Genomic DNA, 26204 nt, shown 5'->3' with positions numbered 1-26204 from the left:
GCCCTGGCACCCGGTGTCAACGTGCCCACCAGGTGCCGCTGATCACTAGCCGCCTCCGACCTGGGCGTTCAGCGCACCAGGAGGTCCAGCAGACGCTCCGCCTCGGCGGCCGGATCCGCGGTCAGACCGGTGTGCACGGGACCCGGCTGCACCACGGTCGAGCGCGGCGCGACGAGCCAGCGATAGCGCCGTCCGGCGTCGTCCGCGGCCGCCTGGCCCGCGTCGTCTCCCCCGCGGCAGTGCCGCTCGACGGCATGCAGCACGGCGCGCACCCCCGTCACGTCGGCCTCCGGGTCGAGCGCGAGCAGCCGCTTCTCGTCGAGGTGGGTGAGGGCCGTGACGAACGACTTGGCGCGGCAGTACACGACGACACCCGCGTTGATCTGCTCCCCGCGTTCGATGCTCGGCACGACGCGCAGCAGGGCGTACTCGAAGACGTGGCGCTCGCTCATCGGGCGGCTCCTTCGGTCACCCAGCCGGGTGTGGTGACGGGGCGGGCGCCGGACGCGGGCAGCGTGACGCGTTCGTGGATCGTGGCGGCACGCGCGCGTAGCGTCTCTACGTAAGCGCGCCGCACCGCGTCCGGTGTGTCGAATCCGGGCTCGTCCGCGAGCCACACGTCGGGCACGTCGGCGGCGGCCTCGGCGAGCAGCTCCTCGGTGACGAGCGGCGCGAGCTCGGCGGCGGCGCTCTCCACGTCGGGCCCGAACGGGGTGAGGGCGTGGTCGCTCGCGTCGTACGGCTTGTCCGCCCACGCGTGCGCGCCGCGCCAGTTGTGGTGCCAGATCATGCTCGCGCCATGGTCGATGAGCCACAGCTCGCCGCCCTGGACCAGCATGTTGGGGTTGCGCCAGGACCGGTCGACGTTGTTGATCAGCGCGTCGAACCAGACGATCCGGCCCGCTTCAACCGGATCGACGACGTACGCGAGGGGGTCGAAGCCGAGCGCCCGCGGCAGGAACCGCATGCCGAGGTTGGTGCCGCCGCTCCCCTTCAGCAGCTCCTGCACCTCCTGGTCGGGCTCGCCCAGGCCGATCACCGGGTCCAGGTCGATCGCGACGAGCTCCGGCACGCGAAAGCCGAGCGCACGCGCCAGCCGGCCGCAGACGACCTCGGCGACGAGCGTCTTGCGGCCCTGTCCCGCGCCGGTGAACTTCATGACGTACGGGACGAGGTCGTCGGCCTCGACGAGACCGGGCAGCGACCCGCCTTCCCTCAATGGGGTGACATAGCGGGTCGCGGTGACTTCGGTGAGCATGCGCCCAGGTTATGAGATCAGGAGGGCGTTGAACGTCCAGGGATCACCGTACGTACCTCAGTAAAACCCCCACGGGATCCAGCACGTCCCCTCGAACCGACCCACCCATGAAGGGACCTTCACCCCATGACCGCTTCGCAGGAGCCCGCCCCCACGAGCCGCGTCCCGTCGCGCCGCACCGTCGTCACGGCGGTCGGCGCCGTGGGGATCGCCGCGGCACTGAGCGCGTGCGGCAGCTCGGACGAGGACACGTCACAGCCCGCGGGCAACGCGTCCTCGGGCGGCGGCGAGAAGAAAGGCAACGCGATCGCCAAGACCTCGGACATCCCGGAGGGCGGTGGAAAGGTCCTCACGGACGCCGGTGTGGTCGTGACGCAGCCCACGTCGGGCGAGTTCAAGGCGTTCACCAACATCTGCACGCACTCGGGATGCAAGGTGAACAAGGTGGCCGACGGCACCATCGACTGCCCGTGCCACGGCAGCAAGTTCTCCATCAAGGACGGCAGCGTGGCGCACCCGCCGGCGACGCAGCCCCTGGAGGAGCGGCAGCTCAAGGTCAGCGGCGACTCGATCGAGCTCGCGTAACCCGATAGGGCATGAGCCCGGCGCAGGGCTCAGCGGCGCTTCCACGCGTCGAGCACGTCCGGTGTCGCCGTCACGGTGGCGACCAGGGCGAGCGTGTTGTCGATCATCGCGGGGGTGTAGTCGGCGGGCACCCCCGCGATGGCGTCCCGGGGCACGACCACGGTGTAACCGAGGTTCACGGCGTCGAACACGGCGTTCGGGACGGCCACGTTGGCGGAGACACCGGTGACGACGAGCGTGCGGCAGCCGAGATTGCGCAGCAGCGGATCCACGTCGGTGCCGGAGATCGGGGAGAGCCCGTGGAGTCGGCGTACGACGAGGTCCTCGTCCGCGACCTCGACAGGCGGGGCGACGCGGACGGCGTCGGTGCCCGAGAGCTGCTTCACGGGAAGGCGTTCGGTCGCGCGGAAGAGCCGGGCGTTGCGGCTGGCCCCGCGACCGTCCGGGCGCCGCTCCGCGACGGCGTGCAGGACCTGGACCCCGCTCGCGTGGGCGGCGGCCACCAGTCGCGCCACGTTGGCGAGGGCCCCCGACGACCGTGCCTCTTCGGCGAGTTCGGTCAGTGCGCTGTCGGCGCCGACGACGCCCTGCTGGCACTCGACGGTCAGCAGCACCGTGCTCGCCGGGGCGAGCAGCTCGGCCAGTTTCTCGCGCTTGTCGCGCTTCTCGTGTTCCTCGTGCGACGGCACGACCGCCCCCTGCCTGTCGGATTCCGGGCTGTTCCGGGCTGTTTCCGGGCTGCTGGAGGGTAGCCACCATTGCGTGTACAGGGAAGAGGTCGCATGCTGCGTTCCTGATACCACGTCAGGCGAGTCGGACGCCGTTCAAGGGAGCCCAGATGACCACCGCCACCCAGCGCCGCGGACGCAAAATCATGATGTCGCCCGAGGAGCGCGACGCGTTCCTCACCGAGCAGCGCACCTGCCGCGTCGCCACGGTGGCCGCGGACGGCACGCCGCACGTCAGCCCGCTCTGGTTCGTCTGGGACGGCACGTCGCTGTGGCTGTACTCGCTCTCCCGCAGCCGCCGCTGGGCCGACCTGCGGGCCGACGGCCGGGTGGCGGTGGTGGTCGACGCGGGCGAGCAGTACGGGGAGCTGCGCGGCGTCGAGCTGTCCGGGCGCATGGAGTTCGTCGGCGAGACCCCGCGCACCGGCGAGGAGTGCCCCGAACTCGACACCCCCGAGCGGCTGTTCGCGCACAAGAACTTCGGGATGACCGAGATGGTCCACGACGGCCGGCACGCGTGGGCGCGACTCACGCCGGACAAGATCGCATCGTGGGACTTCCGGAAGCTGGCCGATCCGGGCCAACGCTGACGCCCTCCGTCACCCATCGGCCATCGGCCGGCACCGCTCACCCGTCGGCCAGCTGCCCAAGATCAGCGCCCACCTTCTGAAGCGCCCGCACCGCCGCACGGATCGAGGGCCGCCGGTCCGCGTCCGCGCGCCACACGACGTACACATGACGCCGCACCTTCTGCCGCACCGGCACCGTCACGACGCCCTCGGGCATCGGATCGCGGCCGAGCAGCGGTGCGACGCACACACCCAACCCGGCAGCTACCAGCCCGAGTTGGGTGTGCGTCTCGGCGGCGCGGTGGCCGACCTGCGGCTCGACGCCCTTGGCGCGCAGCGTGAACATCAGCCACTCGTGACAGAACTCGCCCTGCCCCCAGGTGATCCACTCGTCGTCCGCGAAGTCCTCCAGGCCGACCTCCTCACGCCCCGCCAGCGGATGGTCGGCCGGCATGGCGACATCGGCCGGATCGTCGAGGATGCTCGCCTTGACCAGGCCTTCCGGCATGGGCATCGGCTTGTTGTACCAGTCCAGCACGACGGCGAGATCGAGATCCCCGCGGATCACCTCGGCGACCGCGGCCTCCGGCTCCAACTCCTGGGACCGCACGCGCAGTTGCGGGTGCTCGGCGCGCAGTGCGGCGAGCGCTCCGGGGAACAGTCCACGGGCGGCCGTCGGGAACGCGGACAGCCGCAGCTCCCCCACGACCTGTCCGCGCTGCGCCTCCAGGTCGGACTGCGCCAGCTCGACCTGCGAGAGGATGCGCGCCGCGTGCTCCGCGAGCAGCCGGCCCGCGTCGGTGAGCCGCACGCCGCGCCCCTGCTTGGCGAGCAACTGCTGCCCCGCCTCGCGCTCCAGCTTGGCCATCTGCTGCGAGACGGCGGACGTGGTGACGTGCAGCCCTTCGGCCGCGCCGCTCACCGATCCGTGCCGGGCCAGGGCGTCCAGGACCCGTAGGCGCTCCAGGTTCAACATGTAAGTGATGCTAATCGGTACCCGGAAATTAATCTCGCTTGTGCTACGAAGACGCGGGGAGCCACGCTGGACCCCATGAGCACGACGACCGCTTCCCGAGCCACTGCGGCTCCGCCCACCGCCGCCACCCCGCGTCCCGCCCTCGACTGGCGCATCCGCTTCGGTGTACTCGCCCTCATCTGGGGCTTCAGCTTCCTGCTCATCAAGGTGGGCACGGAGGGCTTCGCCCCGTTCCAGGTCACGCTCGGGCGCCTGCTGTTCGGCGCGGCGGTCGTGCTCGTGGCCATGATCGTGAAGCGTCAGCGACTGCCCCGCGGGGCCCGCACCTGGGGGCACCTGGCGGTCGCGGCGCTCTTCCTGAACGCGCTGCCGTTCTCGCTCTTCGCGTTCGCCGAGGAGACGATCCCGTCGACGCTCGCCGGGATCTGCAACGCGACGTCGCCGCTGTGGGGCATGGCGCTCTCGCTCGTCGCACTGTCCGAGGACCGGCCCACGCGGCGCCGGGTCGCGGGTCTGGGCATCGGCTTCCTGGGAGTCCTGACGGTCCTGGGCGTCTGGCAGGGCTTCCACGGCCTGGACGTGGCGGGCACGGCGATGGCGCTGCTGGCCTCGCTCTGCTACCCGATCGGCTGGATCTACGTCCGCCGTACGCTCGCGAACACGGGCGAGTCGAACGTGTCGATGATCGGGGCGCAGCTGCTGCTCGCCACCGCCCAACTGGCGCTCGTCACCCCGCTGTTCACGTCCTGGCCGACCCACTTCGCGATGGGCCCGCTGCTCGCGATCGCCGCGCTGGGCGCGCTCGGCACGGGTGTGGCGTTCCTCATCCAGTACGGCCTTGTGGCCGAGGTCGGCCCGACGACCGCGCAGATGGTCACGTACTTCGTCCCGGTCATCGCGACAGCGGCCGGCGTCGCAGTCCTCGGCGAATCCTTGTCCTGGTCAACCCCCATCGGCGCAGCCATCGTCCTGGCAGGCGCAGCCCTTACACAGTCACGCCGCCGGAGCGGGGGACGGACCTGAACCACGGGGGCCGCGGACAACCCACCGGTACCCCACCTCGGCGGTCGACGCCGCCCCCGCGTTGGGCAGCCCGCCGCCCACCACGACTCCCCCACCTCAGCGGCTGTCCCCGCCCGCGCCTTGGGCAGTCCGCCACCCACCAGGCCTCCCCACCCGGTGCGGTCGACCGCCGCCACCTTGAGCAGTCCGCCACCCACCACGACTCCCCACCCATTACGGTCGGCCCCACCCGCCTTGGGCAATCTGCCGCCTTGGGCGGCAGGGTGGGCAAGGCGGCACCCCGGTGCCGCGCACCCATTGCCACGGGCGCCGACCACGGCTCAGCCCAAAAACCGGCGCAGCGCACCCATCACCACAGGCGCCGACCACGGCCCAGCCCAAGACCCGGCCCCGCGCAACGGAACCCCTAAGCCCCACCCCGACGCCGCACCCAGCCCACGGTCACGCGTAATGCCTCCGCGGAGCGGCCCGTACCGCGGACACCACCGCGTCCGCCACCACTCCGACCTCCTCGACCCCCAACCGGGACACGGTGATCCGCACACCCGGCGCCGCCTCCATCCGGAACCTCGCCCCCGGCGCCACCGCCCACCCGGCATGCAGCAACCGCGCCACCGCCCCGGTCTCGTCCGGCACCGGCACCCACACGTTCATCCCGCTGCGCCCGTGCGCAACGACTCCCCGCTCGGCCAGCGCGGCGACCAACGCGTCCCGCCGCTCCCCGTACGAGGCCGCGACGGCCACCGCATCCACCGCCCCGGCCTCCCACAGCCCGGCCACGGCCCGCTGCGTGATGCGGCTGACCCAACCGGGCCCGAGCCGCTGCCGCCCCCGCACCCGGTCCACCGTGCCCGCGTCCCCCGTGAGCACGGCGAGCCGCAGATCGGGCCCGTAGGCCTTGGCCACGGAACGCACGAACGCCCACTGCCGCGTCGCCCCGGCGAGCGGATGCAGCGGCACATCGACGATGCCGTGGCCATGGTCGTCCTCGATGAGCAGGACCTCCGGGTGCGCGCCCAGAATCTTCCGCAGGGCCTCCGCCCGCCCCGACCCCACCGCCGCGCCGGTCGGATTCTGCGCCCGGTCCGTCACCACGATCGCCCGGGCCCCCGCCTCCAGCGCCCGCTCCACGTCGTCCGGCAGCGGCCCCTCGTCGTCCACCCCGACCGGCACCGTCCGCAGCCCGAGCGCGGGCACGAGGTCGAGCATGCTGCCCCAGCCGGGGTCCTCCACGGCGACCGCGTCCCCCTGCTTGAGGTGCACGGCGAGCACCCGCTCGATGGCGTCGAGCGAACCTGACGTCACGGTGACGGGCCCGTCCGGCACCCCGTCCGCGTCGAGGTCGGCCCGCGCGCGGCGCACAAGGCCCGGCTCCAGGGAGTCGTCCCCGTACAGCACAGGATCCTTGTCGGCGACGCCCGCGGCCGTCGCGAACGCCTCGACCAGCGAGGGCAGCAGCGCCGTGTCGGGATTGCCGTCCGACACGTTCCGCACCCCCTCCGGCACGTCCACGCGGATGGCCTCGCGCGCGGTGATGACCGGCTTCGAACGCACCCGGCTGCCGCGCCGCCCGGCCGTCTCGATGACCCCGCGCTCACGCAGCGACCGATACGCGGCCGCGACCGTATTCGGATTCACCCCCAGCCGCTCCGCCAACTCCCGCATGGGCGGAAGCAGTTGACCCGGCTCCAGATCACCCGCGATCACCCCACGCTCGACGCTGGCACAGATCTCTGCTGCGCGACGCCCACTGATCCGATACTCTCCTAGCACAAAGAACACTATGTACTAGTGCAATGGAGTTCGCAACATGAGCGTCACCCAGGACGTGAACCAGGAACAGCCGGCCGCCTCCTACGAGCGCACGGACCGCACGACCCCGACCCGCGCCAAGGAGCGCGCCGCGTACGACCACGCCCTGGTGCACTCGATACTCGACGAGACCTACCTCTGCCACCTCGGTTTCGTCCGCGACGACGCCCCCGTGGTGCTGCCCACGCTGTACGCGCGCGTGGGCGAGCGGCTCTACGTGCACGGCTCCACCGGCTCGCGCCCGCTGCGCATGGCGGGTCAGCAGGACCCGGGCCTGCCGGTCTGCGTGACCGTGACCCATGTGGACGGCCTGGTGCTCGCCCGCTCCGCCTTCCACCACTCCATCAACTACCGCTCCGTCGTGGTGCACGGCACGGCGCACCAGGTCACGGACGCCAAGGAGAAGCGGCTCGCCCTGGACGCGATCGTCGACCACGTGGTGGCGGGCCGCGCCGCCGACTCCCGGGCCGCGAACGCCAAGGAGCTCGCCGCGACGGCGGTGCTCCGCATCGACCTCTCCGAGGTCTCGGCGAAGGTCCGCGAGGGCGGCCCGAACGACGAGCCCGAGGACATGGACCTGCCGCACTGGGCGGGCGTGGTCCCGGTACAGCGCGGCTACGGGGAGCTGCTCCCCTCGGACGACCTCGCCGACGGCATCGACGTCCCCTCGTACCTCAAGGGGCTGTGATGCTGATCCACCCCTGGGACGCGGCGCGCGACACGACCGAGTGGCAACGGTGGCTCGCCGCCCACGACTTCGGCCAGCTCGCGGTCAACGGCCTCGACGGCGGGCCCCCGTTCGTACAACCCATGCACTTCGCGTACGACCCCCAGGGCCCGGGCGAGTTCGGTGAGGTCGTCGCCCACCTCGCCCGCCCGAACCCCCTGTGGTCCGCGCTCGACGCCAACCCGGAGGTACTGCTGAGCGTCGTCGACGACTACGCGTTCGTGCCGGGCCCCTGGCAGGCGCCGCCGGACGTCCCGCCGGAGCACGGCACGCCGACCAGCTTCTACGCCGCCGTCCAACTCCGCTGCACCGCGCGCGTGGTGGACGACGCGGAGGAGAAGGCGCAGCTCCTGAACCGGCAGGTGGGCCACTTCCAGCCGCCCGGCCAATCGGTGCCGGTGGCCGCGGGCGAGGCCCCGTACGGCCGGATGCTGCCGGGCATCCGGGGCCTGCTGCTCGAGGTGACCGACGTGCGCGCCAAGTTCAAGTACGCGGAGCACAAGCCCGAGGAGGTCCAGGACAAGATCGCGGCGGGCCTCGCCGAGCGCGGCGACCCGCGCGACGCCGCCGCCCTCGCCACGCAACGACGGCGGCGTCACCAACCCGCGTAGGGAATCAACCGGTCGACCGGGCCTCCGCCGCGGCGAGGCCCGTCACCGCCGCCAGCATCAGGGCGGTGCCCGCGACGGTCGCCCCGGTCAGCTCCTCACCGAGCAGCGTGACGGCGATGACGGCGGCGCCGACCGGTTCGAGCAGCATGATCACGGAGACGGTGGCGGAGCGCACGGCCGCCGCGCCCGCGAAGTACAGGGCGTACGCGAGCGCGGTCGGCACCGAGGCGATGTACACCAACAGGCCGAGCACGGCGAGGTGGTGGCCGGTGTGCGGCACCAGGCCCTCGGCCGCGCCGAGCGGCAGCAGCGCGAGCGAGGCGACCGCGAACGTGCCCACGGTCGTGCCGAGCCCGTCCCCTCCCCCGCCGTGCCGCCCGAACCACCGGGTGAGCAGCGTCATCACGGCGTACCCGGCCGCGGACAACAGTGCCCACACCACCCCGAGCGGGCGCACCGTCGCCCCGCCACCACCGAGGACGAGGACGGCGAGCCCGCCGAGCGCCCCGGCCACGGACAGCAGCCCGCCCACACCGAGCCGCTCCCCGAGCAGCACGCGCGCGCCGACCGCGATGAGCACGGGCCCCGCCCCGAGCGCGACCACGGTGCCGACGGCGAGCCCGGTCACCTGCACCGCCGCGAAGTAGGCGGTCTGGAACACGGCGAGCGAAAGCCCGAGCACACCGAGCCGGACGGCCTTGCGCCCCCGCGTCTCGTACGACACCGGGGCGGGCCGACGCCGCAGCGCCCGCACGGCGACGAGCAGCAGGAGCCCGCCGACGCAGCGCCAGAACGACAGGGCACCCGGCCCCAGGTCACTGGCCCGGAACACCAGCGAGGCGGCGGCGCCCGCGGTGCCCCAGGCGACACCGGCGACGACCAGATAGACCAGGCCGCGGGTGACCGGCAGCTGACGTAGGGGCCCGGAAACGGAGCCAGACGCAGAACCGGATACGGAACCGGCTACAGAACCTGAATCAGCAGGCGCGACCGCACCCGCCTTGAAGACATGCGACTTGAAGACATGCGACACGCGACACTCCACGGAGAGCGGCCCTCCGTCAGACACCGGGGGCCAGGAACACGGACCGTCGTGGGCGGACGGCCGTGTCCCTCCGGGAAGCGCCGCCCGCGGCAGGGCCATGCACGGCGCCGGGGATCGCTTCAAGCAGCACGGTTTCGACCGGCACCCTCAGGTGGCGGCCCCACAGTGGCGAGATCCCCGGTCGGCCGGGCCCGGCTACGACGGCCGGGCAGCCCTCAGTCGGCCGGGGGCGGGAGGACGAGTGCGCGTGCGTACATGCCCGGCACGCTAGAGGGCCCCGCCGGAGCGCGACAACACGTTTTCCGGAGCGGCGTCGGACGGCGCCGGCGGCGTCTCGGCCGGCTTCGACGACTGGGCGATGAGCGCCCCGACCAGGACCATCGCCCCGCCGAACAGCTGCGGCCCCGACAGGTGCTCCCCGAGCATCACCCAGGCGAGGACGGTCGCGACGACCGCCTCCAGGCAGGCCACGACCCCGGCCACCTGCGGCGACAGAAGACGCACCGACACCACACCGGTGAGGTACGCGACGACCGTGGCGAGCAGCACGATCCAGCACAGCAGCAGCCACGCGGGCACGGACGTGCCGTCCATGGAGGCGCTGCCCGCGAGCACCGACCAGTCCATGCCCCAGGGGCGGGCGATGACCGTGAGCAGCACGGCGCCGATGAGCAGCCCGTACGCGATCACACCGAACGGATCGGGCACCTCGGCCCCCGACTCGGCCGCGTCGCCGCCGTGGTCGGACAGCACGAAGTAGCCGACCTGGCAGCAGGCCGCGCCGAGCGCGAGCAGCAGGCCGAGCGCGTCGAAGCCGAGCCCCGACCACACCTCGACGACACAGGCGAGGCCGGCCACGGCGATCACGACGCCGAGCGCGGCAGCACGTGTCACGGGCTTGCGCTGCACGAAGCGGACCCAGCCGAGTACGAGCGCGGGCGCCAAGTACTCGATGAGCAGGGCGACACCGACGGGGATGCGGGAGATCGCGGCGAAGTAGCAGGCCTGTACGCCCGCCACCGCGAGCAGCCCGAAGCCGGCGAGCAGCGCGGGCCTGCGCAGCACGAGCGCGCGGTGCCGCCAGGCGACCGGCAGCATGACCAGGGCGCCGCCCGCGACGCGCAGCCACACCACGTGGAGCGGGTCGAGTCCCGCCTCGATCAGCGGTTTGGCCGCCACCCCGGAACCGCCGAACGCGAGCGCGGAGAGGAGGGCAAGCCCCAGCCCCATGCCGCGCCCGCGGGTTGTCTGCTTCCCCGAAGACCCCGATGACTCGTGCACCGGCACATCATGGCAGGGAGTGTCAGGACCGTCATCCCCATTGACCCCTGTCTCACGGGATGGACGCCGACCCCCTTGGCCGCCTTGCGCAGGAGTTCGGTCGAGCCGCAGGGCCCCGGCGCCTCACACACGACTCCGTCGAGCCACAGGACCCCGGCCGGCGCCTCACCCGCCGCTTCAGTTGAGCTGCCGCCGCAGCCGCTCCACATCGACGCCCGCCCGGCCGAGCACCTCGACCGCCCTGCACTCCACGTCCGCCGCGAGCGCGGCGAGCACGTCGACGCCGCGCGCCCGCTTCTCCCCGCGCGACGCGGCCCGCTCCACGCCCGCCTCCATCGCGGCGGCCGCGACGGGCGACCAGCCGGGGGCGGAGGGCACGAGGGGCACGGCACCGGAGTCCTCCACGGAGCCCTGCCAGCGCAGCCCGTACCCGATGCTGCGCTGCACGAGATAGCCGAGCAGCCGCGCCACCTGCGCGCCTTCCGGGAACGCGGCGCGTACGTCGGGATCCGTCTCGAGGAGGGAGTGCAGCAGGTGCGCGGTGTCGATCTGCCGGTCCCCGTCCCGGACCGCGCGCCGTCGAGCGCCCGCGACGACCGCCGCGAGTTCGTCGCTGAGCTGGGCGTCTACGGGTTCGTCGCTGGTGGGGCCGAGCGCATCGGCGTCGGACGGGGTTGAGCTATGCACACTCCCCACCCCATCAGCGCGGGCCCCTCGGAACATCCACGGTGAGGAGCATTCTCATGTCCGACACAAGTTGGGCACTGATCAAGAACATCTCCTCCTTACGGATGAGATCGAGCCACCCGTCCCCGAGGGGACCGGAACGCACCACCCCAGAACTGACGGGTCATCAGTATTGAATGTTCGAGGCCACACGGCTACTTTCCGCGACGACGCGACACCGAAGCCCGTCATGGCTCACGACTCAAAGGGGTGGCCACATGGCCGAAGTCAGCGCGGAAGCACGCATGGAAGCGCCCACGGAGAAGGTCTGGGCGCAGCTCATCGACTTCTCTTCGTACGGAAAGTGGAACGCCACCCACACCGACTTCCCGAAGGGCGGTCCCACCTCACTCGAAGTGGGCGGCCGGTTCGAGGAGAACATGAAGCTGATGGGCTTCCCCGCCGAGGTCGACTGGACCATCGAGGAGCTGGAGGACGGCCGCACCTTCGCCATCAGGGGCAAGGGCCCGATGGGCGTGAACCTCTTCATGCACTACTCGCTCACCCCGGACGGCGACGCGACGACGGCCCGCATCAAGGGCGAGTTCACGGGCGCGGCCGTCTCGCTCATGGCGGGCAAGCTCAAGGACTCGGCGACGGCCGCCCTCGACGAGTCACTGCGCAAGCTGAACGGGCTCGTGACCTGACTACGTACGTACGCGAAGAGGCGCCCCGCACCTTTCGTACGGGACGCCTCTTCCGCGCTCTGTGGCCTGTCCGGGCCCGCACGGGGCTCAGTCCTCGTCGGCGAGGATCAGGTACAGCTTCTTGCGCGCGTCGGTAATGACGGAGAGCGCCTTCTCGCGCTGCTCCTTGCTGCCGGTCTTCCAGACCTGGCCGAACGCCTCCATCAGGCCGAAACCGGCCTGCCGGATCTCGTTCATGGCCTCCCAGTCGACGCCGCGACCGGCCTCCTCCCAAGGGGCTTCGGGCCCCTCTTCGGCGGCGGTACGGCCGTCGTCGGTGAGCGAGAAGAGCTTCTTGCCACCCTCGCTCGCGCTGGCGATCAGACCCTCGTCCTCGAGCAGCTGCAGCGTCGGGTAGACCGAGCCGGGGCTCGGCTTCCACGCGCCGCCGCTGCGCTCGGCGATCTCCTGGATCATCTCGTAGCCGTGCATCGGGCGGTCCTTCAGCAGGGCCAGGATCGAGGCGCGCACGTCACCGCGCCGCGCCCGTCCGCGGGGCCCGCCACCGCGGCCGCCGCGCCCCCAGGGGCCGGGACCGCCGGGGCCGCCGAAGCCGGGCCCGAAAGGCCCGAACGCCGCACGCCGGCCCTCGAAGCCGCCGCGCTCGAATCCGCCCCTGCCGCGCTGGCCGGGGCCGAAGTCGCCATGTCCGTGTTCGTGTCCGTGGTTACGCATGGGAATCAGTCCTTTCACAACTGATCGCGGGTTTCATGGAACGCGATCATCAACCGATCGCGATGCCTCAACGATATATCGTGACTGTTCGGATGGCAAGCCCCCGGCGGCAAGCCCGGCGACAAGCCCGATGGCAAGCTCCGACGGCTCCCGGAAAACAGGCCAGCCACCCCGGATTGGCCTTGGGCCGTTGTCAGTGGGGGCAACTACCGTCTCTGACATGCGTATTCGTATCGTCGACGCCTTCACCGACCGGCCCTTCGGCGGCAACCCCGCCGGCGTCCTGCTCCTGGACGCCTTCCCCGACGACACCTGGCTTCAGAACGTCGCCCTGGAGGTCAATCACGCCGAGACCGCCTTCGCGCACCCGCTGCCCGAGGGCGGCGATGCCGACTGGGCGCTGCGCTGGTTCACGCCCGCCACCGAGGTCGACATGTGCGGGCACGCGACCCTGGCCACCGCCCACGTACTGCACTCCACCGGGGTGACCCGCGGCCCCGTGCGGTTCGCGACGCGCAGCGGCGTGCTCGTGGCGACGCCCGGCGAGGACGGTTCGCTCACGCTCGACTTCCCGACGGCGCCGCTCACCGAGGAGCCCGCCCCCGCGGGGCTCGCCGAGGCCCTCGGCGCCGAGCCGCTCTCCGTGCACGACACGGGCCCGTCCGTCGGCGACCTGGTCGTGGAGCTCGCCGACGAGAAGGCCGTGCGGGCGCTCACCCCCGACCACAAGGCGCTCGTGGGCCTCTCCCGGCGCGGCATCATCGCCACGGCCCGCGCAGAGGCCCCCTCCCGGAGCTACGACTTCGTGTCGCGCTGCTTTTTCCCGGGCGTCGGCATCGACGAGGACCCGGTGACCGGGAGCGCGCACACGGCGCTCGCCCCGTTCTGGGCGGCGCGCCTTGGCCGCGAGGAGCTGGCCGGACTGCAGGCCTCCGCCCGCAGCGGTCTCGTACGTGTCGCCCTGCGCGGCGAGCGCACACTCCTGATCGGCCGCGCGGTCACGACCATCGAAGGCGAACTGCACGCATGACCCGGGCTACGCGGTCGGCAGCCAGCCCACCTTGCCCGCCAGCACCGCGTATCCGACGAACGCACCGATGTCCAACAGGGAATGGGCCACCACCAGTGGCCCGACCCGCCCCCACCGCCGGTACAGGAAGGCGAAGACGACGCCCATCGCGAGGTTCCCGAAGAACCCACCGATGCCCTGGTACAGGTGGTACGAGCCGCGCAGTACGGACGACGCGACGAGTGCCGTACCCGGCGTCCATCCCAACTGCCCGAGCCTGCGCAGCAGATACCCGACGACGATGACCTCTTCCAGTACGGCGTTCTGCACCGCAGAGAGGATCAGCACCGGGTACTTCCACCACACGTCGGGCAGCGCCTCCGGCACCACCGTCAGGTTGAAGCCGAGGCCCCGTGCGGCGAGGTAGAAGGCGATCCCCGTGCTGCCGATGACGGCGGCGACCGCGGCGCCCCGGCCCGTGTCGAACCACGGCCGCCTGCGGTCGAAGCCGATCGTGCGCATCCCCTCGCCCTCCCTGAGCAGGAAGTGCGCGACGAGCGCGACCGGCACGAGGGCGCTCGCGATGCCGAACAGCTGCCAGGCGAGGTCGAGCCACGGACGGCCGGGCGCCGCCGAGGCGTTCAGGGTCGCCGCCTGGTCCTTGAGGCCGCCGGGTTTCGTGACGGAGCCGACGAAGCTGATGAGCGCGGACACACCGCTCGCACCGAGCGAAAGCCCCAGAACGAGCAGCGTCTCGTCCCGCAAGAAGCGCCGTGAGAGCCGCCCTTCGGGAGAAGAACCGGGCGTCGGTTCCGCCTCCACCTGCACACCTGCCTCCAGTTGATGAATCCAGCCGCATCCGTCACAGCGTCCCGCTAGGGTCTCGAATGCAGGTACGAAGATCGCGTGCGACAGGCCGAGGGGGCCAGGGCGACGCAATTCGGCGCACCGCTCCCCTCCACTGCTCCACCGCTTATACCGCAACTGCCTTTGTGGCTCAGGGAGGGGCTCCACCGCCATGGGACGTCACAGCAGCATGCCCGACGAGTACGGGACGGCCGCCGCCGCACCCCGTCCCCGCTCGCGCGGGCGCACCGTGGCCATCGCGACCGCCCTCGTCCTGGTCGTCGCCGCCGGCACGGCCGCCGTGTTCCGCCCCGAGCTGCTCGGCCTCGGCGGCGGATGCGAGGACGAGGTCCATCTCGACGTGGTCGCCTCCCCCGACATGGCCCCTGCGCTGCGGGAAGCGGCGGAGCACGCCCGCCGCGAGAAGCTCACCTCCGACGGCAACTGCCTCGATGTGGCCGTCACCGCCCGCGACGCGTACAAGGTCGCCGACTCCCTGCGCGCGGGCAAGGGCGCGGCGGACTACCAGGTCTGGGTGCCGGACTCGGACGTCTGGGTGCAGCGCGTCACCACGGGCACCGGGGACACCAAGGTCACGCCCGCCGGCAACGTCGCCTCTTCACCGATCGGCGTCGGCATGGTTCCCACGGCCGCGAAGTCCTTCGGCTGGCCACGGAAGACGTACACCTGGACCCAGTTGACGGGCGCCGCCATGCAGGACGACAAGCTGCGCCTGGGCGCCGCCGACCCCGCCCGCAGCGCCAGCGGACTGCTGGCGCTCACGAAGCTGGCGGCCGCGTCCGCGAAGGGGGACGGCACGCAGGCCGCCGCCATGGCCAAGACCCTCTCGCAGCGCACGTCCGACAGCGACGCACAGCTCATGGACACGGTGCCGCGCGACACCTCCGGCACCGAGCAGGGCAACCCGCGGCGCAACGAGGCGCTGATCCTGTCCGAGCAGGCCGCATACGCCCACAACAAGGAGGCGGGGGACGCGGGTTCGGTCGATCTCTTCTATCCGAAGGACGGCTCGCCCGCCCTCGACTACCCGTTCTCGCTGGTCGGCGAGGACAGGCTGAGCACCGACGAGAGCCGCGCGGCCGTCCGCTTCATGACGCTGCTCGGCGCGCCCGAGGGCCGCTCGATCCTGGAGCGGCACGGCTTCCGCACGGACAGCGGCCGCTCCCCCGCGACGGTCGTCTCACGGGCCGGCGGCCGCTCCCCGCAGCCGTACGCGCGCGTGGCGGCCAAGGCGCCCACCGAGGAGCAGCTCGAGGAGACCCTCGGCATGTGGACGATCACGGTGCAGAGCGCCCGGATCACGACGGTCGTGGACGCGTCGGCCTCGATGGGGAACATCGTGCCCAGCCGCGGCGAGTCCCGCATGGAGGTGACGAAGGCGTCGATGCTGGCGGCCCTCTCCACGTTCACGCCGGAGGACGAGATCGGCCTGTGGGAGTTCGCCACGTTCCTCGACGGCGACCGCGACTACAAGAAGCTCGTGCCGACCGAACGCCTCGGCGACCGTGTCGGCTCGGGCACCCGGCGCGACCGCCTGTCGGCCGCGTTCACCGGGCTGCAGCCGGTGCCCGGCGGGGCGACGGGCCTGTACGACACGACGCTCGCGGCCTACAAGGAGGCCACGTCCTCGTACAAGAGCGGCAGGTTCAACGCCGTCGTGGTGGTCACGGACGGTGTGAACGAGGACCCGGGGTCGATCTCCCGCGAGAACCTCATCAAGAAGCTGGGCGATCTCACCGACCGCGACCACCCCGTCCCGCTGATCGCCATCGCCGTGGGGCCCGACACCGACAAGCGGGAGGTCGAGCAGATCGCCGAGGCGACGGGCGGATCGGGACACCAGGTCAGCGACCCGGCGGACATCCAGAAAGTCATCCTGAAGGCCATCATCGAAGCGGGCGCCACAGGCAACTGAGTCGGCCGGGCCCCTCAGCCCAGCGGAACGGCCGGCTCCGGGAGCCCGACGGGCCAGCTGTGCACCGGCTCGCCCCCGTGCATCAGCTCGCAGTACCGGCGCGTGGTCGCCGCGAGCGCCGCGTCCCGCGCCAGACCGCTCTCCAGCGCCCGGTGATACGTCGCCGACTGCCACGCCGCGCCGTTCATCCGCAGCCGGCACCGCTCCTCGATCACCCCCAGGTACAGGTCCCGGTCGGCCGGCGCCACGCCCCACGCGTCGAGCCCGGCCGCCGCGAGCGGCAACAGCTCGTCCCGTACGAGGTTCACGGCCGGCACCCGCTCCGTGCCGCCGAACCGGCCCCTGCGCGGCCACTCCAGGCGCGCGTCGATGCCGTAGCGGCAGGCGGTGTCGAAGTTGCGGGCCGCCGCGGCGAAGGGGAGCCGCGACCACACCGGCCGGGACTCCTCGGCCAGGGCGCGGACGACGCCGTAGTAGAACGCGGTGTTGGCGATGACGTCCGTGACGGTGGGGCCCGCGGGCAGCACCCGGTTCTCGACGCGCAGGTGCGGCACGCCGTCCGCGACGCCGTACACGGGGCGGTTCCAGCGGTACACCGTGCCGTTGTGCAGGACGAGTTCGGCGAGGCGCGGGGTGCCGCCCTCGGCGATGACGTCGAGCGGCCGCTCGTCGTCGAGGATCGGCAGCAGCGGCGGGAAGTACTTCAGGTTCTCCTCGAAAAGGTCGTGCGCGGAATCGATCCAGCGCTCCCCGAACCAGGTGCGCGGCCGCACGCCCTGCGCCGCGAGCTCCGGCGGCCGGGTGTCGGTGGACTGCTGGAACAGCGGAGGCCGCGACTCGCGCCACAGCTCACGGCCGAACAGGAAGGGCGAGTTGGCGCCGAGGGCTGTCTGCACGGCGGCCACCGCCTGCGCCGCGTTCCACACATCGGCGAAGCGCCCCGGCGTCACCTGGAGGTGCAACTGCACGGACGTGCACGCGGCTTCGGGCGCTATGGAGGAGGACGTGCAGGTCAGCCGCTCGACACCGGCGATGTCGAGCGCGAAGTCCTCGCCCCGCGCGGCCACGATGCGGTCGTTGAGAAGGGTGTAGCGGTCGACGTCCGACAGGTTCGCCGAGACCAGGTCGTCCGCGCCGAGCGTCGGCAGAATGCCGATCATCACGATGCCCGCGTCGACCTCGTTCGCCTTCCGGTGCGCATATCCGAGCCCCGTGCGCAGTTCCTCGGCTAGCTGGTCGAGAACGCGGCCGCCGAGCCGGTGCGGGGCAATGTTCACTTCGAGATTGAACATCGCGAGTTCGGTCTGGAAATCGCGGCTCGCGATGCGCTCCAGAACTTCCGCATTCATCATTCTCGGCAGCCCGTCGGGCCCCGCGAGATTCAGCTCGATCTCCAGCCCCATGAGATTCTTCGGACGATCGAAGCGCTTCTCTTCCAGCAGTCGCCCGAACCCCTCCAGGCACTCCTTGAGCTTCTCCCGATAGCGCCGCGGATCGGCAAGACCGACCGTCCCCGCAACGACCTTCTCCCCCATGGAAGCGTCCCTCCTCGCACGGGCGACCCGTTGATGCTCCGTCACGGCCGCGTGTCACGGTGGATGATGCCCCGGCAATGTGATCCGTAACGCCCCCGCGCGCGACCACGGAGCAGTACGCTCAGGGCGGTTACCCGCAGGCACATTCCTCAGGCATGCGGCCGCCCGCAGATTCCGTCACTTGCGGCCCTGGTGAAAAACGCCGACAAGAACAAGCCGACCGCTCGACCGAAGGGCGTCGAGGTCACACACGGCGGCCCCAGCGGAAATGGGGAGGATAGCCACAAAACCGCAGGGGAACCGCGCCCGAATAGCACCTTGCGAAATCCGGGCGGCATGCTAGGTGAAACACTGCGTGAACACGCATCGTATAAACTCCGCTGGCGAGACAGGGAGTTGGCGCCCGCGGCCCGGATTCGGACCGGACCCCCGCCCTTTCCGTCCCGTGTACCCCTGTGCACCCGCAGCAGACAGCGCCGTCCGCTCGTCCCGCACCGCCCTCGCATCACATGCCTGTCGAATGAGAGGCGACCCACCATGCCGCTGCACGTCCCACCGGCTCCCGCGCCTGCCCTGCGCAGCGTTCTCACGGCCCTCGGTTCCCCCACCGCCGTCCGCGAGGCACGCACCCCGTCCCTGCGCTCCGCACAGGGACCCGCCACACCCGAACTCCCGCTGCCGCTCCATGTGTTGGACCACATCAACGGAACCACCGGGCCATCCAGGGCCCGTCTCACCGGCTGGCGCTTCCTGATCCGCTGCGGGGAGCGAGCGGTGGCAGCGGCCGACACCATGCTCACACCCGACGGCTGGGCCTTCTCGCACTTCTTCGAGGGCCCCTACATCAGGTCCACCGAACGGGCCCTCCGCCAGGCGGAGTCACTGCCCCAGGCCTACCAGCCGCGGCTGCTCTCGGTGCCCGAGCTCTATATGCTCACGCTGTGGCTGCACGGCGAGCGCACCGCCGACCCGGCGAGCGGCCAACCCGCGGCCGACGACATCCTCGTCCCGCTGGCACCCGCACCGCCCGGTATCGCCCCGCACCGCCCGCACCGGGTGGCGGAGCTCCTGCCGGTCCTCACGCACCGCCTGACGCCGACCCCGGCCACCGCCGGCCTGCTCGCCTGACCGACCGGGGCCCGCCGACGGCCCCTGTCGCGCACGCCTGTGCCCCGCACCGTCCGCCGTCCGGTCGCGGGGCACAGCCCTGCCCGGGCGGACTAGCCCGTACCGACCACTCCTAACCACCCGAAGGGAGAGTCGAGTTGAACTGAACCGTCCGCACGGGTGATGCGTCTGACACCCATAAGGACCGCTGCAAGGAAATCCCTGCGGATTGACGCCCACAGGGCAACACTGGGTTCCAGAAACTCACGAAATCGGGGGGCGGCCATGAACAAGCCTTCAAGCCGCAGCACGACAGGCACCACCAGCACAGCCCACGTCATCGAGATCACTTCGCAGCGAAAGATCCCATCCATGTGCCAGCACCAGCCACTCTGCCCGACAGCGGAATCCGAGGACAGGGAAGCAGCACTCCCTGTGGCTCACCACCCCGAGCAGGGGTGGAGCCTCCTCTGCAACGGGGTCCTGCTCTTCGAGGACACCGGCGAGCTGCTGCCCAGTGGCAGGATCATCGCCCCGCACCGCCCACTGGGCACGGTGGTGACGGCGGCGTAGGGATCAGCTGAGCAGGACTGCGCGACCGACGGCCGCGCAGTCCCGAGTGGATCAGCCCTCGTAGGCGTCGAGCGGCGGGCAGGAACACACCAGGTTCCGGTCGCCGAACGCCTGGTCGATACGCCGCACCGGCGGCCAGTACTTGTCCGAAGCGACCACCCCGGCCGGGAAGACACCTTCTTCCCGGCGGTACGCGTGCTCCCAGTCACCGCCGAGCATCCCGGCCGTGTGCGGAGCGTTCCGCAGCGGGTTGTCGTCGGCGGCCCACTCGCCGGAGGCGACCCGCTCGATCTCGCCGCGAATCGCGATCATCGCGTCACAGAACCGGTCGAGCTCCTCGATGTCCTCGCTCTCGGTGGGCTCGATCATGAACGTCCCGGCGACCGGGAACGACATGGTCGGCGCGTGGAACCCGTAGTCGATGAGCCGCTTGGCGACGTCGTCGATGCTCACGCCCGTCGCCTTGCTGAGCGGCCGCAGGTCGATGATGCACTCGTGCGCGACGAGCCCGCCCGGGCCGTTGTAGAGCACCGGGAAGTGCGGCTCGAGCCGCTTGGCGATGTAGTTCGCGGAGAGCACGGCGACCTGCGTGGCCCGCTTCAGCCCCTCGCCGCCCATGAGCCGTACGTACGCCCAGGAGATCGGCAGGATCCCGGCGGAGCCCCACGGCGCCGCGGAGATCGGGCCGACGCCCGTCTCGGGGCCCGCGGCCGGCTGCAGCGGGTGGTTCGGCAGGTACGGCGCCAGATGCTCGCGCACACCCACCGGGCCGACGCCGGGACCACCGCCGCCGTGCGGGATGCAGAACGTCTTGTGCAGGTTCAGGTGCGAGACGTCGCCGCCGAAGCGGCCCGGCTTGGCGAGGCCCACAAGCGCGTTGAGGTTGGCGCCGTCGACGTAGACCTGACCGCCCGCGTCGTGCACGGCGGCGCAGATGTCGGCGACGTGCTCCTCGAAGACACCGTGCGTCGACGGGTACGTGATCATGAGGACGGACAGCTGGTCGGCGTACTGCTCGATCTTGGCGCGCAGGTCCTCGATGTCGACCTCGCCGTCGTCGGCGGTCTTCACGACGACGACCTTCATGCCGGCCATCACGGCGCTCGCCGCGTTCGTGCCGTGCGCGGAGGACGGGATGAGGCAGACGGTGCGCTGCTCGTCCCCGTTGGCCCGGTGGTAGCCGCGGACGGCGAGCAGACCGGCGAGCTCACCCTGCGAGCCGGCGTTCGGCTGCAGCGACACCTTGTCGTAGCCGGTGACCTCGGCGAGCCGCTCCTCCAGCTCACGGATGAGCGTCAGGTAGCCCTGCGCCTGCTCGGCGGGGGCGAAGGGGTGCAGCTGGCCGAACTCGGGCCAGGTGACCGGCTCCATCTCCGTCGTCGCATTGAGCTTCATCGTGCAGGAGCCCAGCGGGATCATGCCGCGATCCAGCGCGTAGTCGCGGTCGGCGAGCGTCCGCAGGTAACGCAGCATCGCCGTCTCGGAGCGGTGCTGGTGGAAGACGGGGTGCGTCAGGTAGTCGTCCTCGCGCAGCAGCCCGCCCGGCAGCGTGTCCGCCGCCTCGGCGTCCAGCGCCTCGACGTCCCCCTCGACACCGAACGCGCTCCACACGGCGCCCAGTTGGGCCCGTGTGGTGGTCTCGTCACAGGAGAGCGAGACGTGATCGGCGTCCACGAGACGCAGGTTGACGCCGGCCTCGCGCGCCGCGGAGACGACCTCGGCGGCCCGGCTCGGCACCCGCACGGTGAGGGTGTCGAAGTACGCGCCGTGCACGACCTCGACGCCGCCCGCAGTGAGCCCCGCGGCGAGCACGGTGGCGTAGCGGTGGGTGCGCCGGGCGATGGACTTCAGGCCCTCGGGCCCGTGGTACACGGCGTACATGCCGGCCATGACGGCGAGCAGCACCTGCGCGGTACAGATGTTGCTGGTCGCCTTCTCGCGGCGGATGTGCTGCTCACGGGTCTGCAGGGCGAGGCGGTACGCCTTGTTCCCGTCGGCGTCGACGGACACACCGACCAGGCGGCCCGGCAGCGAGCGCGCGAACTTCTCGCGCACGGCCATGTATCCGGCGTGCGGACCACCGAAGCCCATCGGGACACCGAAGCGCTGCGTCGTACCGACGGCGATGTCCGCGCCGAGGTCACCGGGCGAGGTCAGCAACGTAAGAGCAAGAAGATCGGCGGCGACGGTGACGATGGCGCCCAGCTCGTGCGCCTGGTCGATCACGGGCTTGATGTCCCGCACGACACCCGAGGCACCGGGGTACTGCACGAGCACGCCCACGACACCGCGCTCGGCGACCTCGGCGGGAATCCCCTCGCTCAGGTCGGCGACGACGATCTCGACGCCGGTCGGCTCGGCACGCGTCTCGATGACGGCGATGGTCTGCGGAAGGGCGTCGGCGTCGACGACGTAGACGCCGTTCTTGACCTTGCCGACGCGGCGCGACAGCGCCATGGCCTCCGCGGCGGCCGTGCCCTCGTCGAGCAGCGAGGCGCCGGAGGTCGGCAGTCCTGTCAGCTCGGCGACCATGGTCTGGAAGTTGAGCAGCGCCTCGAGACGGCCCTGCGAGATCTCCGGCTGGTAGGGCGTGTACGCCGTGTACCAGGACGGGTTCTCCATCACATTGCGCAGGATGACGGGCGGCGTGAACGTCCCGTAGTAGCCGAGGCCGATCATCGAGCCGAGCACCTGGTTGCGCTCGGCGAGCGACTTCAGCTCGGCGAGCACCTCGGCCTCGCTGCGGGCGGCCGGAAGGTCGAGCGCCTCGGCGCTCTTGATCACATCGGGCACCGCGGCCGCGGTCAGCTCGTCCAGCGAGCCGTAGCCGACCTGCGCGAGCATCTTGGCCTGAGCGGCGTCATCGGGGCCGATGTGGCGCTGCTCGAAGGGGATTCCTCGCTCCAGCTGCGAGAGCGGAATACGGTTGGCGGTCATTGGCGGAGGCCTCCTGGTCATTGCGACCTACGAGGGGCACCACGGCGCGGGTACCCGGACGGCCTCCCCCTCTGTCATCTCAACCTGAGAGCTTCACCGGCCCACCCCGCGAGAACACGGAACACACCGGCTTGCACCGTCGGTGAGAGCGGAAACCGTGCACCCCGCCCTGCTTTCCAGAGTGACCTCGTCCGTGCGGTACAGGGGCCTGAGAGATTCCGGGGAGGATTTGCTCCTTCGGCGCCCCCGACTACTGTCGGAAGACTCTCCCGCACGGGGTCAGCAGCCACTCGCCAGCCTACCAGCGGCTACTTGGCCGCAGCCCCCGAGTGGCCGCCTTCCGCAATGTGCTCTTTCGTAGTGCTTACAGACGAGTTGCGATCATCGCGATCAGTTGGAGGGCCCGTGCAGACCGATGTTGATCCGCGCAATCTGATCGGCCGCAAGGCGTTCGACCGCAACGGAGCCAAGATCGGCACCATCGACGAGGTGTACCTCGACGACGCCACGGGCGTGCCGGAGTGGGCCGCGATACGAACCGGCCTGTTCAGCCGCGATGCCTTCGTCCCACTCGAACCCAGCGACTTCACGGACGGCACACTGCACGTGCCCTTCGAGCGCTCCCTGATCAAGGACTCCCCCGACTTCGGCGTCGGCCGCCACCTCTCCCCCGAGCAGGAGCTCCAGCTCTACGACCACTACGGTCTGGACATCACGGCCCCTCAGTCCCCCGACGTCACGTTCGGCAAGGTCGCGGGAGCGGAGGACGACCCGACCTGAACCTCGGCGCCCTCCACCAGCGGCAGCGGGTCCGCCGACTCCAGCTCGGGATCATCGACCCGGAAGGTCCGCACCCGCCCCGGCACCACCGCATACGGCGTCTCGAACCGCACGGTCACCCGCCCCAACCCGCTCCCCTGCACCCACCCGGGCCCGAACTCGGCATGCCGCACATCGTGCCCGGCCAGCCATCGCCGCTCGATGGGCTCGGCGGCCTCCACGGGCTCGGCCGCGACCGCATCCCCCTCCGGCTCCTCGGCCGCCGCCTCCTCCGCGGCCGCTTCCTCGGCGGCGGCGAACTGCGCGAACAGGTCCTCCTGCGTGAAGTCGGCGAGCCCGCTGACGCCGACCCCCAGCAATCGCACGCCGCCGGTCGTGTCCACGCTCTCCAGCAACCGCGCCGCGGCCTCCCGCACCACCCCGGGATCGTCCGTCGGCCCCCGCAGCGTCTCTGAGCGCGTCAGCGTCGAGAAGTCGTAGCGCCGCACCTTGAGCACCACGGTCCGCCCCGAGCGCTCGGCCGCTCTCAGCCGCTCCACGCACCGGCCGGCGAGCCTGCGCACCTCCATCCGGACCCGCACCCGGTCATGGATGTCCACGTCGTACGTGTCCTCGACCGATACCGACTTGGAGTCCCGCTCGGCGACGACCGGCCGCTCGTCACGGGCCAGCGCCATCTCGTACAGATGGCTGCCGTGCGCCTTCCCGAGGAGACGCACCAGCTCGTCCTCGCCGGCCCCCGCGATCTCCTCCACGGTCAGGATCCCGGCCCGCCGCAGGTGATCCGCCGTCGCGGGCCCGACGCCGGGCAGGATCCGCACGGACCGCGGCCCGAGCAGCGCCCGCTCGGTACCGGGGCGTATGAGCACGAGCCCGTCCGGCTTCGCCTCCTCCGAGCCGATCTTCGCGAGCATCTTGGACGCGGCGAGCCCCACCGACCCGGTCAGTCCGGTCACACGCCGGATGTCTGCCCGCAGCCGATGCCCCACGGCCTCCGCCGAAGCGGCGTCCCAGGCCGCCTCACCGGCCTCCAGATCGACGAACGCCTCGTCCAGGCTCAGCGGCTCCACGAGCGGCGAAAGGGCGGCCAGGAGCCCCATCACCTGCTCGCTGATCTCCCGGTAGAGCCGGAAGCGCGGCACAAGATAGGCGGCATGCGGGGCGAGCCTGCGCGCCTGCCCCATCGGCATCGCCGAGTGCACCCCGAACTTCCGCGCCTCGTACGACGCCGTGGCCACGACACCACGCGGACCGAGCCCGCCCACGACGACCGCTTTCCCGCGCAGGCTCGGCTTCGCCGCCTGCTCCGCAGAGGCGTAGAAGGCATCCATGTCGAGATGCAGGATGGTGGGCGCGGTTCTCACATCACTGATGCTGCCCTACGCCACTGACAACGCGGCCGTACGGACCTCACACGGCCCTGCCCCGCCGCCTCGCGAGCTCGTCCGTGGGGTTCGGCGGCACGATGGTCTCGCCGGTGTCCACGCGCTCACCGTGCAGCTGCGAGAGCGCGGCCTCCACGTCCCGCCAGACCACGCCCACGGCGATCCCGAAGACCCCCTGGCCGCCCTGGAGCAGATCGTGCACCTCGTCCGGCGACGTGCACTCGTACACGGTCGCGCCGTCGCTCATGAGCGTCATCCGCTCCAGGTCCCGGAAGCCGCTCTCGCGCAGGTGCTGCACGGCCGTCCGGATGTTCTGCAAGGAGACGCCCGTGTCCAGGAACCGCTTGACGACCTTGAGGACGACGACGTCCCGGAAGCTGTAGAGCCGCTGTGTCCCCGATCCGTACGCGGAGCGCACACTGGGTTCGACAAGGCCGGTCCTGGCCCAGTAGTCGAGCTGCCGGTAGGTGATGCCGGCCGCCGCACATGCCGTCGGCCCCCGGTATCCCACCTGCTCGGAAGCGGCCTCGCCGCTGTTCCCCGCCACCACAGGCACGGCCTGCGGGCGCTGCGGAGTGTGATCGGCCGCGCTGCCGTGAAACAAGTACGGACCGCCCGTCGCCGTACCGTCGCCGCTGCTTCTCACGCCGACCTCCTCATTGACCTGCCTTGTCGACGGTAGGCAGTCACAGGGGGTGCGTCAACGAACGCCACACTAGGCACGCCGAGTGATAATCACCCTAAGAGTGGTTTCCCGTGACCCACCGCCGGGAAAGGCTAGCCGAATGTCCCGAGGGCGCCGCCGGTCGTCGGCCGGGCCCGGCCCTCGGCCGGACGGTCACTGGCTGTTGGTGCCGAAGTCCTCGGGAGAGATCTGGTCGAGGAACTCGCGGAACTTCTCCACCTCGTCCTCCTGCTCGTCGGGGATCGCGATCCCCGCATCGTCCAGGACCCCGTCACTGCCGTAGATCGGCGTGCCGGTGCGCAGCGCGAGGGCTATGGCGTCCGACGGGCGGGCGCTGACCTCGACCCCGCTCGCGAACACCAGCTCCGCGTAGAAGACGCCTTCGCGCAGGTCCGTGATGCGCACTTCCGTGAGCTCCTGGCCGACCGCCTCAAGGACATCCTTGAAAAGGTCGTGCGTCAGCGGACGCGCGGGCGCCATGCCCTGCTGGGCGAAGGCGATCGCGGTCGCCTCCCCCGGTCCGATCCAGATGGGGAGGTACCGGTCGCCTCCCACTTCACGCAGGAGCACGATCGGCTGGTTGGAGGGCATTTCGACCCGGACACCTACGACGTCGAGCTCGTTCACACAGCAACCCTAGGACGTGCCCGGTCGGTTTGGGTAGTCGGGCATCCACCGAGGACCGGGCCATCGGTGCTCACCCGCGCCC

General features: G+C 71.3%; 26 protein-coding genes and 1 riboswitch. Of the genes, 11 read left to right on the top strand and 15 right to left on the bottom strand.

From position 1 onward, the window contains the following. Positions 1 to 68: 68 nt before the first annotated feature. Together ACOKM3_RS34130 and ACOKM3_RS34125 are read right to left on the bottom strand one after the other, a co-directional pair. Positions 69 to 452 (bottom strand): DUF3037 domain-containing protein, encoded by a 384-nt coding sequence (locus tag ACOKM3_RS34130; RefSeq protein ID WP_426905083.1) that lies wholly within the window; start codon positions 450 to 452, stop codon positions 69 to 71. Continuing rightward, positions 449 to 1258: a HipA family kinase gene (locus ACOKM3_RS34125; RefSeq protein WP_426905082.1), complete on the bottom strand. Its 810-nt coding sequence runs from the start codon at positions 1256 to 1258 to the stop codon at positions 449 to 451. The genes ACOKM3_RS34130 and ACOKM3_RS34125 overlap by 4 nt, the downstream gene beginning before the upstream one ends. 126 nt (positions 1259 to 1384) lie before the next feature. On the opposite strand from ACOKM3_RS34125, the gene ACOKM3_RS34120 reads away from it, so the two are divergent. Then, positions 1385 to 1843, top strand: a complete 459-nt coding sequence (locus ACOKM3_RS34120; protein ID WP_426905081.1) for a Rieske (2Fe-2S) protein — start codon at positions 1385 to 1387, stop codon at positions 1841 to 1843. Between the two features lie 29 nt (positions 1844 to 1872). On the opposite strand, the gene ACOKM3_RS34115 is transcribed toward ACOKM3_RS34120, so the two are convergent. Beyond that, positions 1873 to 2532: a cysteine hydrolase family protein gene (locus ACOKM3_RS34115; protein WP_426905080.1), complete on the bottom strand. Its 660-nt coding sequence runs from the start codon at positions 2530 to 2532 to the stop codon at positions 1873 to 1875. Positions 2533 to 2681: 149 nt separating this feature from the next. On the opposite strand from ACOKM3_RS34115, the gene ACOKM3_RS34110 reads away from it, so the two are divergent. Beyond that, complete coding sequence (locus ACOKM3_RS34110) at positions 2682 to 3161, top strand: pyridoxamine 5'-phosphate oxidase family protein (RefSeq protein WP_426905079.1); 480 nt, start codon at positions 2682 to 2684, stop codon at positions 3159 to 3161. Between the two features lie 37 nt (positions 3162 to 3198). Here the strand turns inward: ACOKM3_RS34110 and ACOKM3_RS34105 are convergent, their stop codons facing one another. After that, positions 3199 to 4116 carry a LysR family transcriptional regulator gene (locus ACOKM3_RS34105; RefSeq protein WP_426905078.1) on the bottom strand — a complete coding sequence of 306 codons (918 nt, stop codon included), beginning with the start codon at positions 4114 to 4116 and terminating at the stop codon, positions 3199 to 3201. Between the two features lie 75 nt (positions 4117 to 4191). Here ACOKM3_RS34105 and ACOKM3_RS34100 point away from each other — a divergent pair, with 75 nt between their 5' ends. Continuing rightward, positions 4192 to 5139, top strand: a complete 948-nt coding sequence (locus ACOKM3_RS34100; RefSeq protein WP_426905077.1) for a DMT family transporter — start codon at positions 4192 to 4194, stop codon at positions 5137 to 5139. A 441-nt stretch (positions 5140 to 5580) separates the two neighbouring features. On the opposite strand, the gene ACOKM3_RS34095 is transcribed toward ACOKM3_RS34100, so the two are convergent. Continuing rightward, positions 5581 to 6912, bottom strand: a complete 1332-nt coding sequence (locus ACOKM3_RS34095) for an aminotransferase class I/II-fold pyridoxal phosphate-dependent enzyme (protein ID WP_426905076.1) — start codon at positions 6910 to 6912, stop codon at positions 5581 to 5583. 37 nt (positions 6913 to 6949) lie between these two features. Between ACOKM3_RS34095 and ACOKM3_RS34090 the strand changes: the two genes are divergently transcribed. Both ACOKM3_RS34090 and ACOKM3_RS34085 read left to right on the top strand, forming a co-directional pair. After that, on the top strand, positions 6950 to 7639 hold the full coding sequence (locus ACOKM3_RS34090) for a pyridoxamine 5'-phosphate oxidase family protein (RefSeq protein WP_426905075.1): 690 nt from the start codon (positions 6950 to 6952) through the stop codon (positions 7637 to 7639). Next, positions 7639 to 8289 (top strand): FMN-binding negative transcriptional regulator, encoded by a 651-nt coding sequence (locus ACOKM3_RS34085; protein ID WP_426905074.1) that lies wholly within the window; start codon positions 7639 to 7641, stop codon positions 8287 to 8289. The genes ACOKM3_RS34090 and ACOKM3_RS34085 overlap by 1 nt, the downstream gene beginning before the upstream one ends. 4 nt (positions 8290 to 8293) lie before the next feature. Here ACOKM3_RS34085 and ACOKM3_RS34080 read toward each other — a convergent pair whose 3' ends face one another. From ACOKM3_RS34080 to ACOKM3_RS34070, 3 genes are all read right to left on the bottom strand, one after another. Next, a complete protein-coding gene (locus tag ACOKM3_RS34080; RefSeq protein ID WP_426906968.1) occupies positions 8294 to 9199 on the bottom strand; it encodes a DMT family transporter in 906 nt (301 codons plus the stop codon). A 402-nt stretch (positions 9200 to 9601) separates the two neighbouring features. Beyond that, positions 9602 to 10621, bottom strand: coding sequence for an EamA family transporter (locus ACOKM3_RS34075; RefSeq protein WP_426905073.1), 1020 nt, complete (start codon positions 10619 to 10621; stop codon positions 9602 to 9604). A gap of 171 nt (positions 10622 to 10792) precedes the next feature. Further along, complete coding sequence (locus ACOKM3_RS34070; RefSeq protein WP_426905072.1) at positions 10793 to 11302, bottom strand: Clp protease N-terminal domain-containing protein; 510 nt, start codon at positions 11300 to 11302, stop codon at positions 10793 to 10795. Between the two features lie 257 nt (positions 11303 to 11559). Here ACOKM3_RS34070 and ACOKM3_RS34065 point away from each other — a divergent pair, with 257 nt between their 5' ends. Beyond that, the gene (locus ACOKM3_RS34065) at positions 11560 to 11988 is read left to right on the top strand and encodes a type II toxin-antitoxin system Rv0910 family toxin (protein WP_426905071.1); all 429 of its coding nucleotides are present in this window, start codon (positions 11560 to 11562) and stop codon (positions 11986 to 11988) included. Positions 11989 to 12075: 87 nt separating this feature from the next. On the opposite strand, the gene ACOKM3_RS34060 is transcribed toward ACOKM3_RS34065, so the two are convergent. Next, positions 12076 to 12702: a PadR family transcriptional regulator gene (locus ACOKM3_RS34060; protein WP_426905070.1), complete on the bottom strand. Its 627-nt coding sequence runs from the start codon at positions 12700 to 12702 to the stop codon at positions 12076 to 12078. Between the two features lie 220 nt (positions 12703 to 12922). Here ACOKM3_RS34060 and ACOKM3_RS34055 point away from each other — a divergent pair, with 220 nt between their 5' ends. Then, a complete protein-coding gene (locus tag ACOKM3_RS34055; RefSeq protein ID WP_426905069.1) occupies positions 12923 to 13732 on the top strand; it encodes a PhzF family phenazine biosynthesis protein in 810 nt (269 codons plus the stop codon). 6 nt (positions 13733 to 13738) lie between these two features. Here the strand turns inward: ACOKM3_RS34055 and ACOKM3_RS34050 are convergent, their stop codons facing one another. Next, on the bottom strand, positions 13739 to 14539 hold the full coding sequence (locus ACOKM3_RS34050; protein ID WP_426905068.1) for a CPBP family intramembrane glutamic endopeptidase: 801 nt from the start codon (positions 14537 to 14539) through the stop codon (positions 13739 to 13741). A gap of 190 nt (positions 14540 to 14729) precedes the next feature. Between ACOKM3_RS34050 and ACOKM3_RS34045 the strand changes: the two genes are divergently transcribed. Continuing rightward, on the top strand, positions 14730 to 16493 hold the full coding sequence (locus tag ACOKM3_RS34045; RefSeq protein ID WP_426905067.1) for a substrate-binding and VWA domain-containing protein: 1764 nt from the start codon (positions 14730 to 14732) through the stop codon (positions 16491 to 16493). 14 nt (positions 16494 to 16507) lie between these two features. On the opposite strand, the gene ACOKM3_RS34040 is transcribed toward ACOKM3_RS34045, so the two are convergent. Then, positions 16508 to 18028 (bottom strand): glutamate-cysteine ligase family protein, encoded by a 1521-nt coding sequence (locus ACOKM3_RS34040; RefSeq protein WP_426905066.1) that lies wholly within the window; start codon positions 18026 to 18028, stop codon positions 16508 to 16510. 537 nt (positions 18029 to 18565) lie between these two features. Here ACOKM3_RS34040 and ACOKM3_RS34035 point away from each other — a divergent pair. Together ACOKM3_RS34035 and ACOKM3_RS34030 are read left to right on the top strand one after the other, a co-directional pair. Then, positions 18566 to 19156, top strand: coding sequence for a hypothetical protein (locus ACOKM3_RS34035; protein WP_426905065.1), 591 nt, complete (start codon positions 18566 to 18568; stop codon positions 19154 to 19156). Between the two features lie 351 nt (positions 19157 to 19507). Continuing rightward, positions 19508 to 19708, top strand: coding sequence for a DUF5999 family protein (locus ACOKM3_RS34030; protein ID WP_426905064.1), 201 nt, complete (start codon positions 19508 to 19510; stop codon positions 19706 to 19708). 51 nt (positions 19709 to 19759) lie between these two features. Here ACOKM3_RS34030 and gcvP read toward each other — a convergent pair whose 3' ends face one another. Beyond that, complete coding sequence (gcvP, locus tag ACOKM3_RS34025) at positions 19760 to 22645, bottom strand: aminomethyl-transferring glycine dehydrogenase (RefSeq protein WP_426905063.1); 2886 nt, start codon at positions 22643 to 22645, stop codon at positions 19760 to 19762. A 186-nt stretch (positions 22646 to 22831) separates the two neighbouring features. Continuing rightward, a riboswitch (glycine riboswitch) is annotated at positions 22832 to 22927 on the bottom strand. Between the two features lie 123 nt (positions 22928 to 23050). Here gcvP and ACOKM3_RS34020 point away from each other — a divergent pair. After that, positions 23051 to 23425, top strand: a complete 375-nt coding sequence (locus ACOKM3_RS34020) for a PRC-barrel domain-containing protein (protein WP_426905062.1) — start codon at positions 23051 to 23053, stop codon at positions 23423 to 23425. Here ACOKM3_RS34020 and ACOKM3_RS34015 read toward each other — a convergent pair. The 3 genes from ACOKM3_RS34015 to ACOKM3_RS34005 form a co-directional block, all read right to left on the bottom strand. Next, positions 23368 to 24789 (bottom strand): DNA polymerase IV, encoded by a 1422-nt coding sequence (locus ACOKM3_RS34015; RefSeq protein WP_426905061.1) that lies wholly within the window; start codon positions 24787 to 24789, stop codon positions 23368 to 23370. The two genes, ACOKM3_RS34020 and ACOKM3_RS34015, sit on opposite strands and share 58 nt — an antisense overlap. 46 nt (positions 24790 to 24835) lie before the next feature. Next, entirely contained in the window at positions 24836 to 25456 is a 621-nt protein-coding gene (locus ACOKM3_RS34010; protein WP_426905060.1) for a MerR family transcriptional regulator, read from the bottom strand. Positions 25457 to 25648: 192 nt separating this feature from the next. After that, complete coding sequence (locus tag ACOKM3_RS34005; RefSeq protein ID WP_006123076.1) at positions 25649 to 26122, bottom strand: bifunctional nuclease family protein; 474 nt, start codon at positions 26120 to 26122, stop codon at positions 25649 to 25651. Positions 26123 to 26204 lie beyond the last annotated feature (82 nt).

The organism is Streptomyces nidicola (assembly GCF_050106155.1).
Classification (GTDB): domain Bacteria; phylum Actinomycetota; class Actinomycetes; order Streptomycetales; family Streptomycetaceae; genus Streptomyces.
This window is presented reverse-complemented; position numbering and strand designations above follow the sequence as displayed.

What these genes read in the sequence shown, in the direction of transcription:
- ACOKM3_RS34090 (WP_426905075.1), top strand. Translation starts at nt 6,950, where the DNA reads ATGAGCGTCACCCAGGACGTGAACCAGGAACAGCCGGCCGCCTCCTAC.
- ACOKM3_RS34055 (WP_426905069.1), top strand. Translation starts at nt 12,923, where the DNA reads ATGCGTATTCGTATCGTCGACGCCTTCACCGACCGGCCCTTCGGCGGC.
- ACOKM3_RS34125 (WP_426905082.1), bottom strand. Translation starts at nt 1,258, where the DNA reads ATGCTCACCGAAGTCACCGCGACCCGCTATGTCACCCCATTGAGGGAA.
- ACOKM3_RS34120 (WP_426905081.1), top strand. Translation starts at nt 1,385, where the DNA reads ATGACCGCTTCGCAGGAGCCCGCCCCCACGAGCCGCGTCCCGTCGCGC.
- ACOKM3_RS34035 (WP_426905065.1), top strand. Translation starts at nt 18,566, where the DNA reads ATGCCGCTGCACGTCCCACCGGCTCCCGCGCCTGCCCTGCGCAGCGTT.
- ACOKM3_RS34045 (WP_426905067.1), top strand. Translation starts at nt 14,730, where the DNA reads ATGGGACGTCACAGCAGCATGCCCGACGAGTACGGGACGGCCGCCGCC.
- ACOKM3_RS34130 (WP_426905083.1), bottom strand. Translation starts at nt 452, where the DNA reads ATGAGCGAGCGCCACGTCTTCGAGTACGCCCTGCTGCGCGTCGTGCCG.
- gcvP (WP_426905063.1), bottom strand. Translation starts at nt 22,645, where the DNA reads ATGACCGCCAACCGTATTCCGCTCTCGCAGCTGGAGCGAGGAATCCCC.
- ACOKM3_RS34030 (WP_426905064.1), top strand. Translation starts at nt 19,508, where the DNA reads ATGTGCCAGCACCAGCCACTCTGCCCGACAGCGGAATCCGAGGACAGG.
- ACOKM3_RS34110 (WP_426905079.1), top strand. Translation starts at nt 2,682, where the DNA reads ATGACCACCGCCACCCAGCGCCGCGGACGCAAAATCATGATGTCGCCC.
- ACOKM3_RS34065 (WP_426905071.1), top strand. Translation starts at nt 11,560, where the DNA reads ATGGCCGAAGTCAGCGCGGAAGCACGCATGGAAGCGCCCACGGAGAAG.
- ACOKM3_RS34060 (WP_426905070.1), bottom strand. Translation starts at nt 12,702, where the DNA reads ATGCGTAACCACGGACACGAACACGGACATGGCGACTTCGGCCCCGGC.
- ACOKM3_RS34040 (WP_426905066.1), bottom strand. Translation starts at nt 18,028, where the DNA reads ATGGGGGAGAAGGTCGTTGCGGGGACGGTCGGTCTTGCCGATCCGCGG.
- ACOKM3_RS34100 (WP_426905077.1), top strand. Translation starts at nt 4,192, where the DNA reads ATGAGCACGACGACCGCTTCCCGAGCCACTGCGGCTCCGCCCACCGCC.
- ACOKM3_RS34085 (WP_426905074.1), top strand. Translation starts at nt 7,639, where the DNA reads ATGCTGATCCACCCCTGGGACGCGGCGCGCGACACGACCGAGTGGCAA.
- ACOKM3_RS34105 (WP_426905078.1), bottom strand. Translation starts at nt 4,116, where the DNA reads ATGTTGAACCTGGAGCGCCTACGGGTCCTGGACGCCCTGGCCCGGCAC.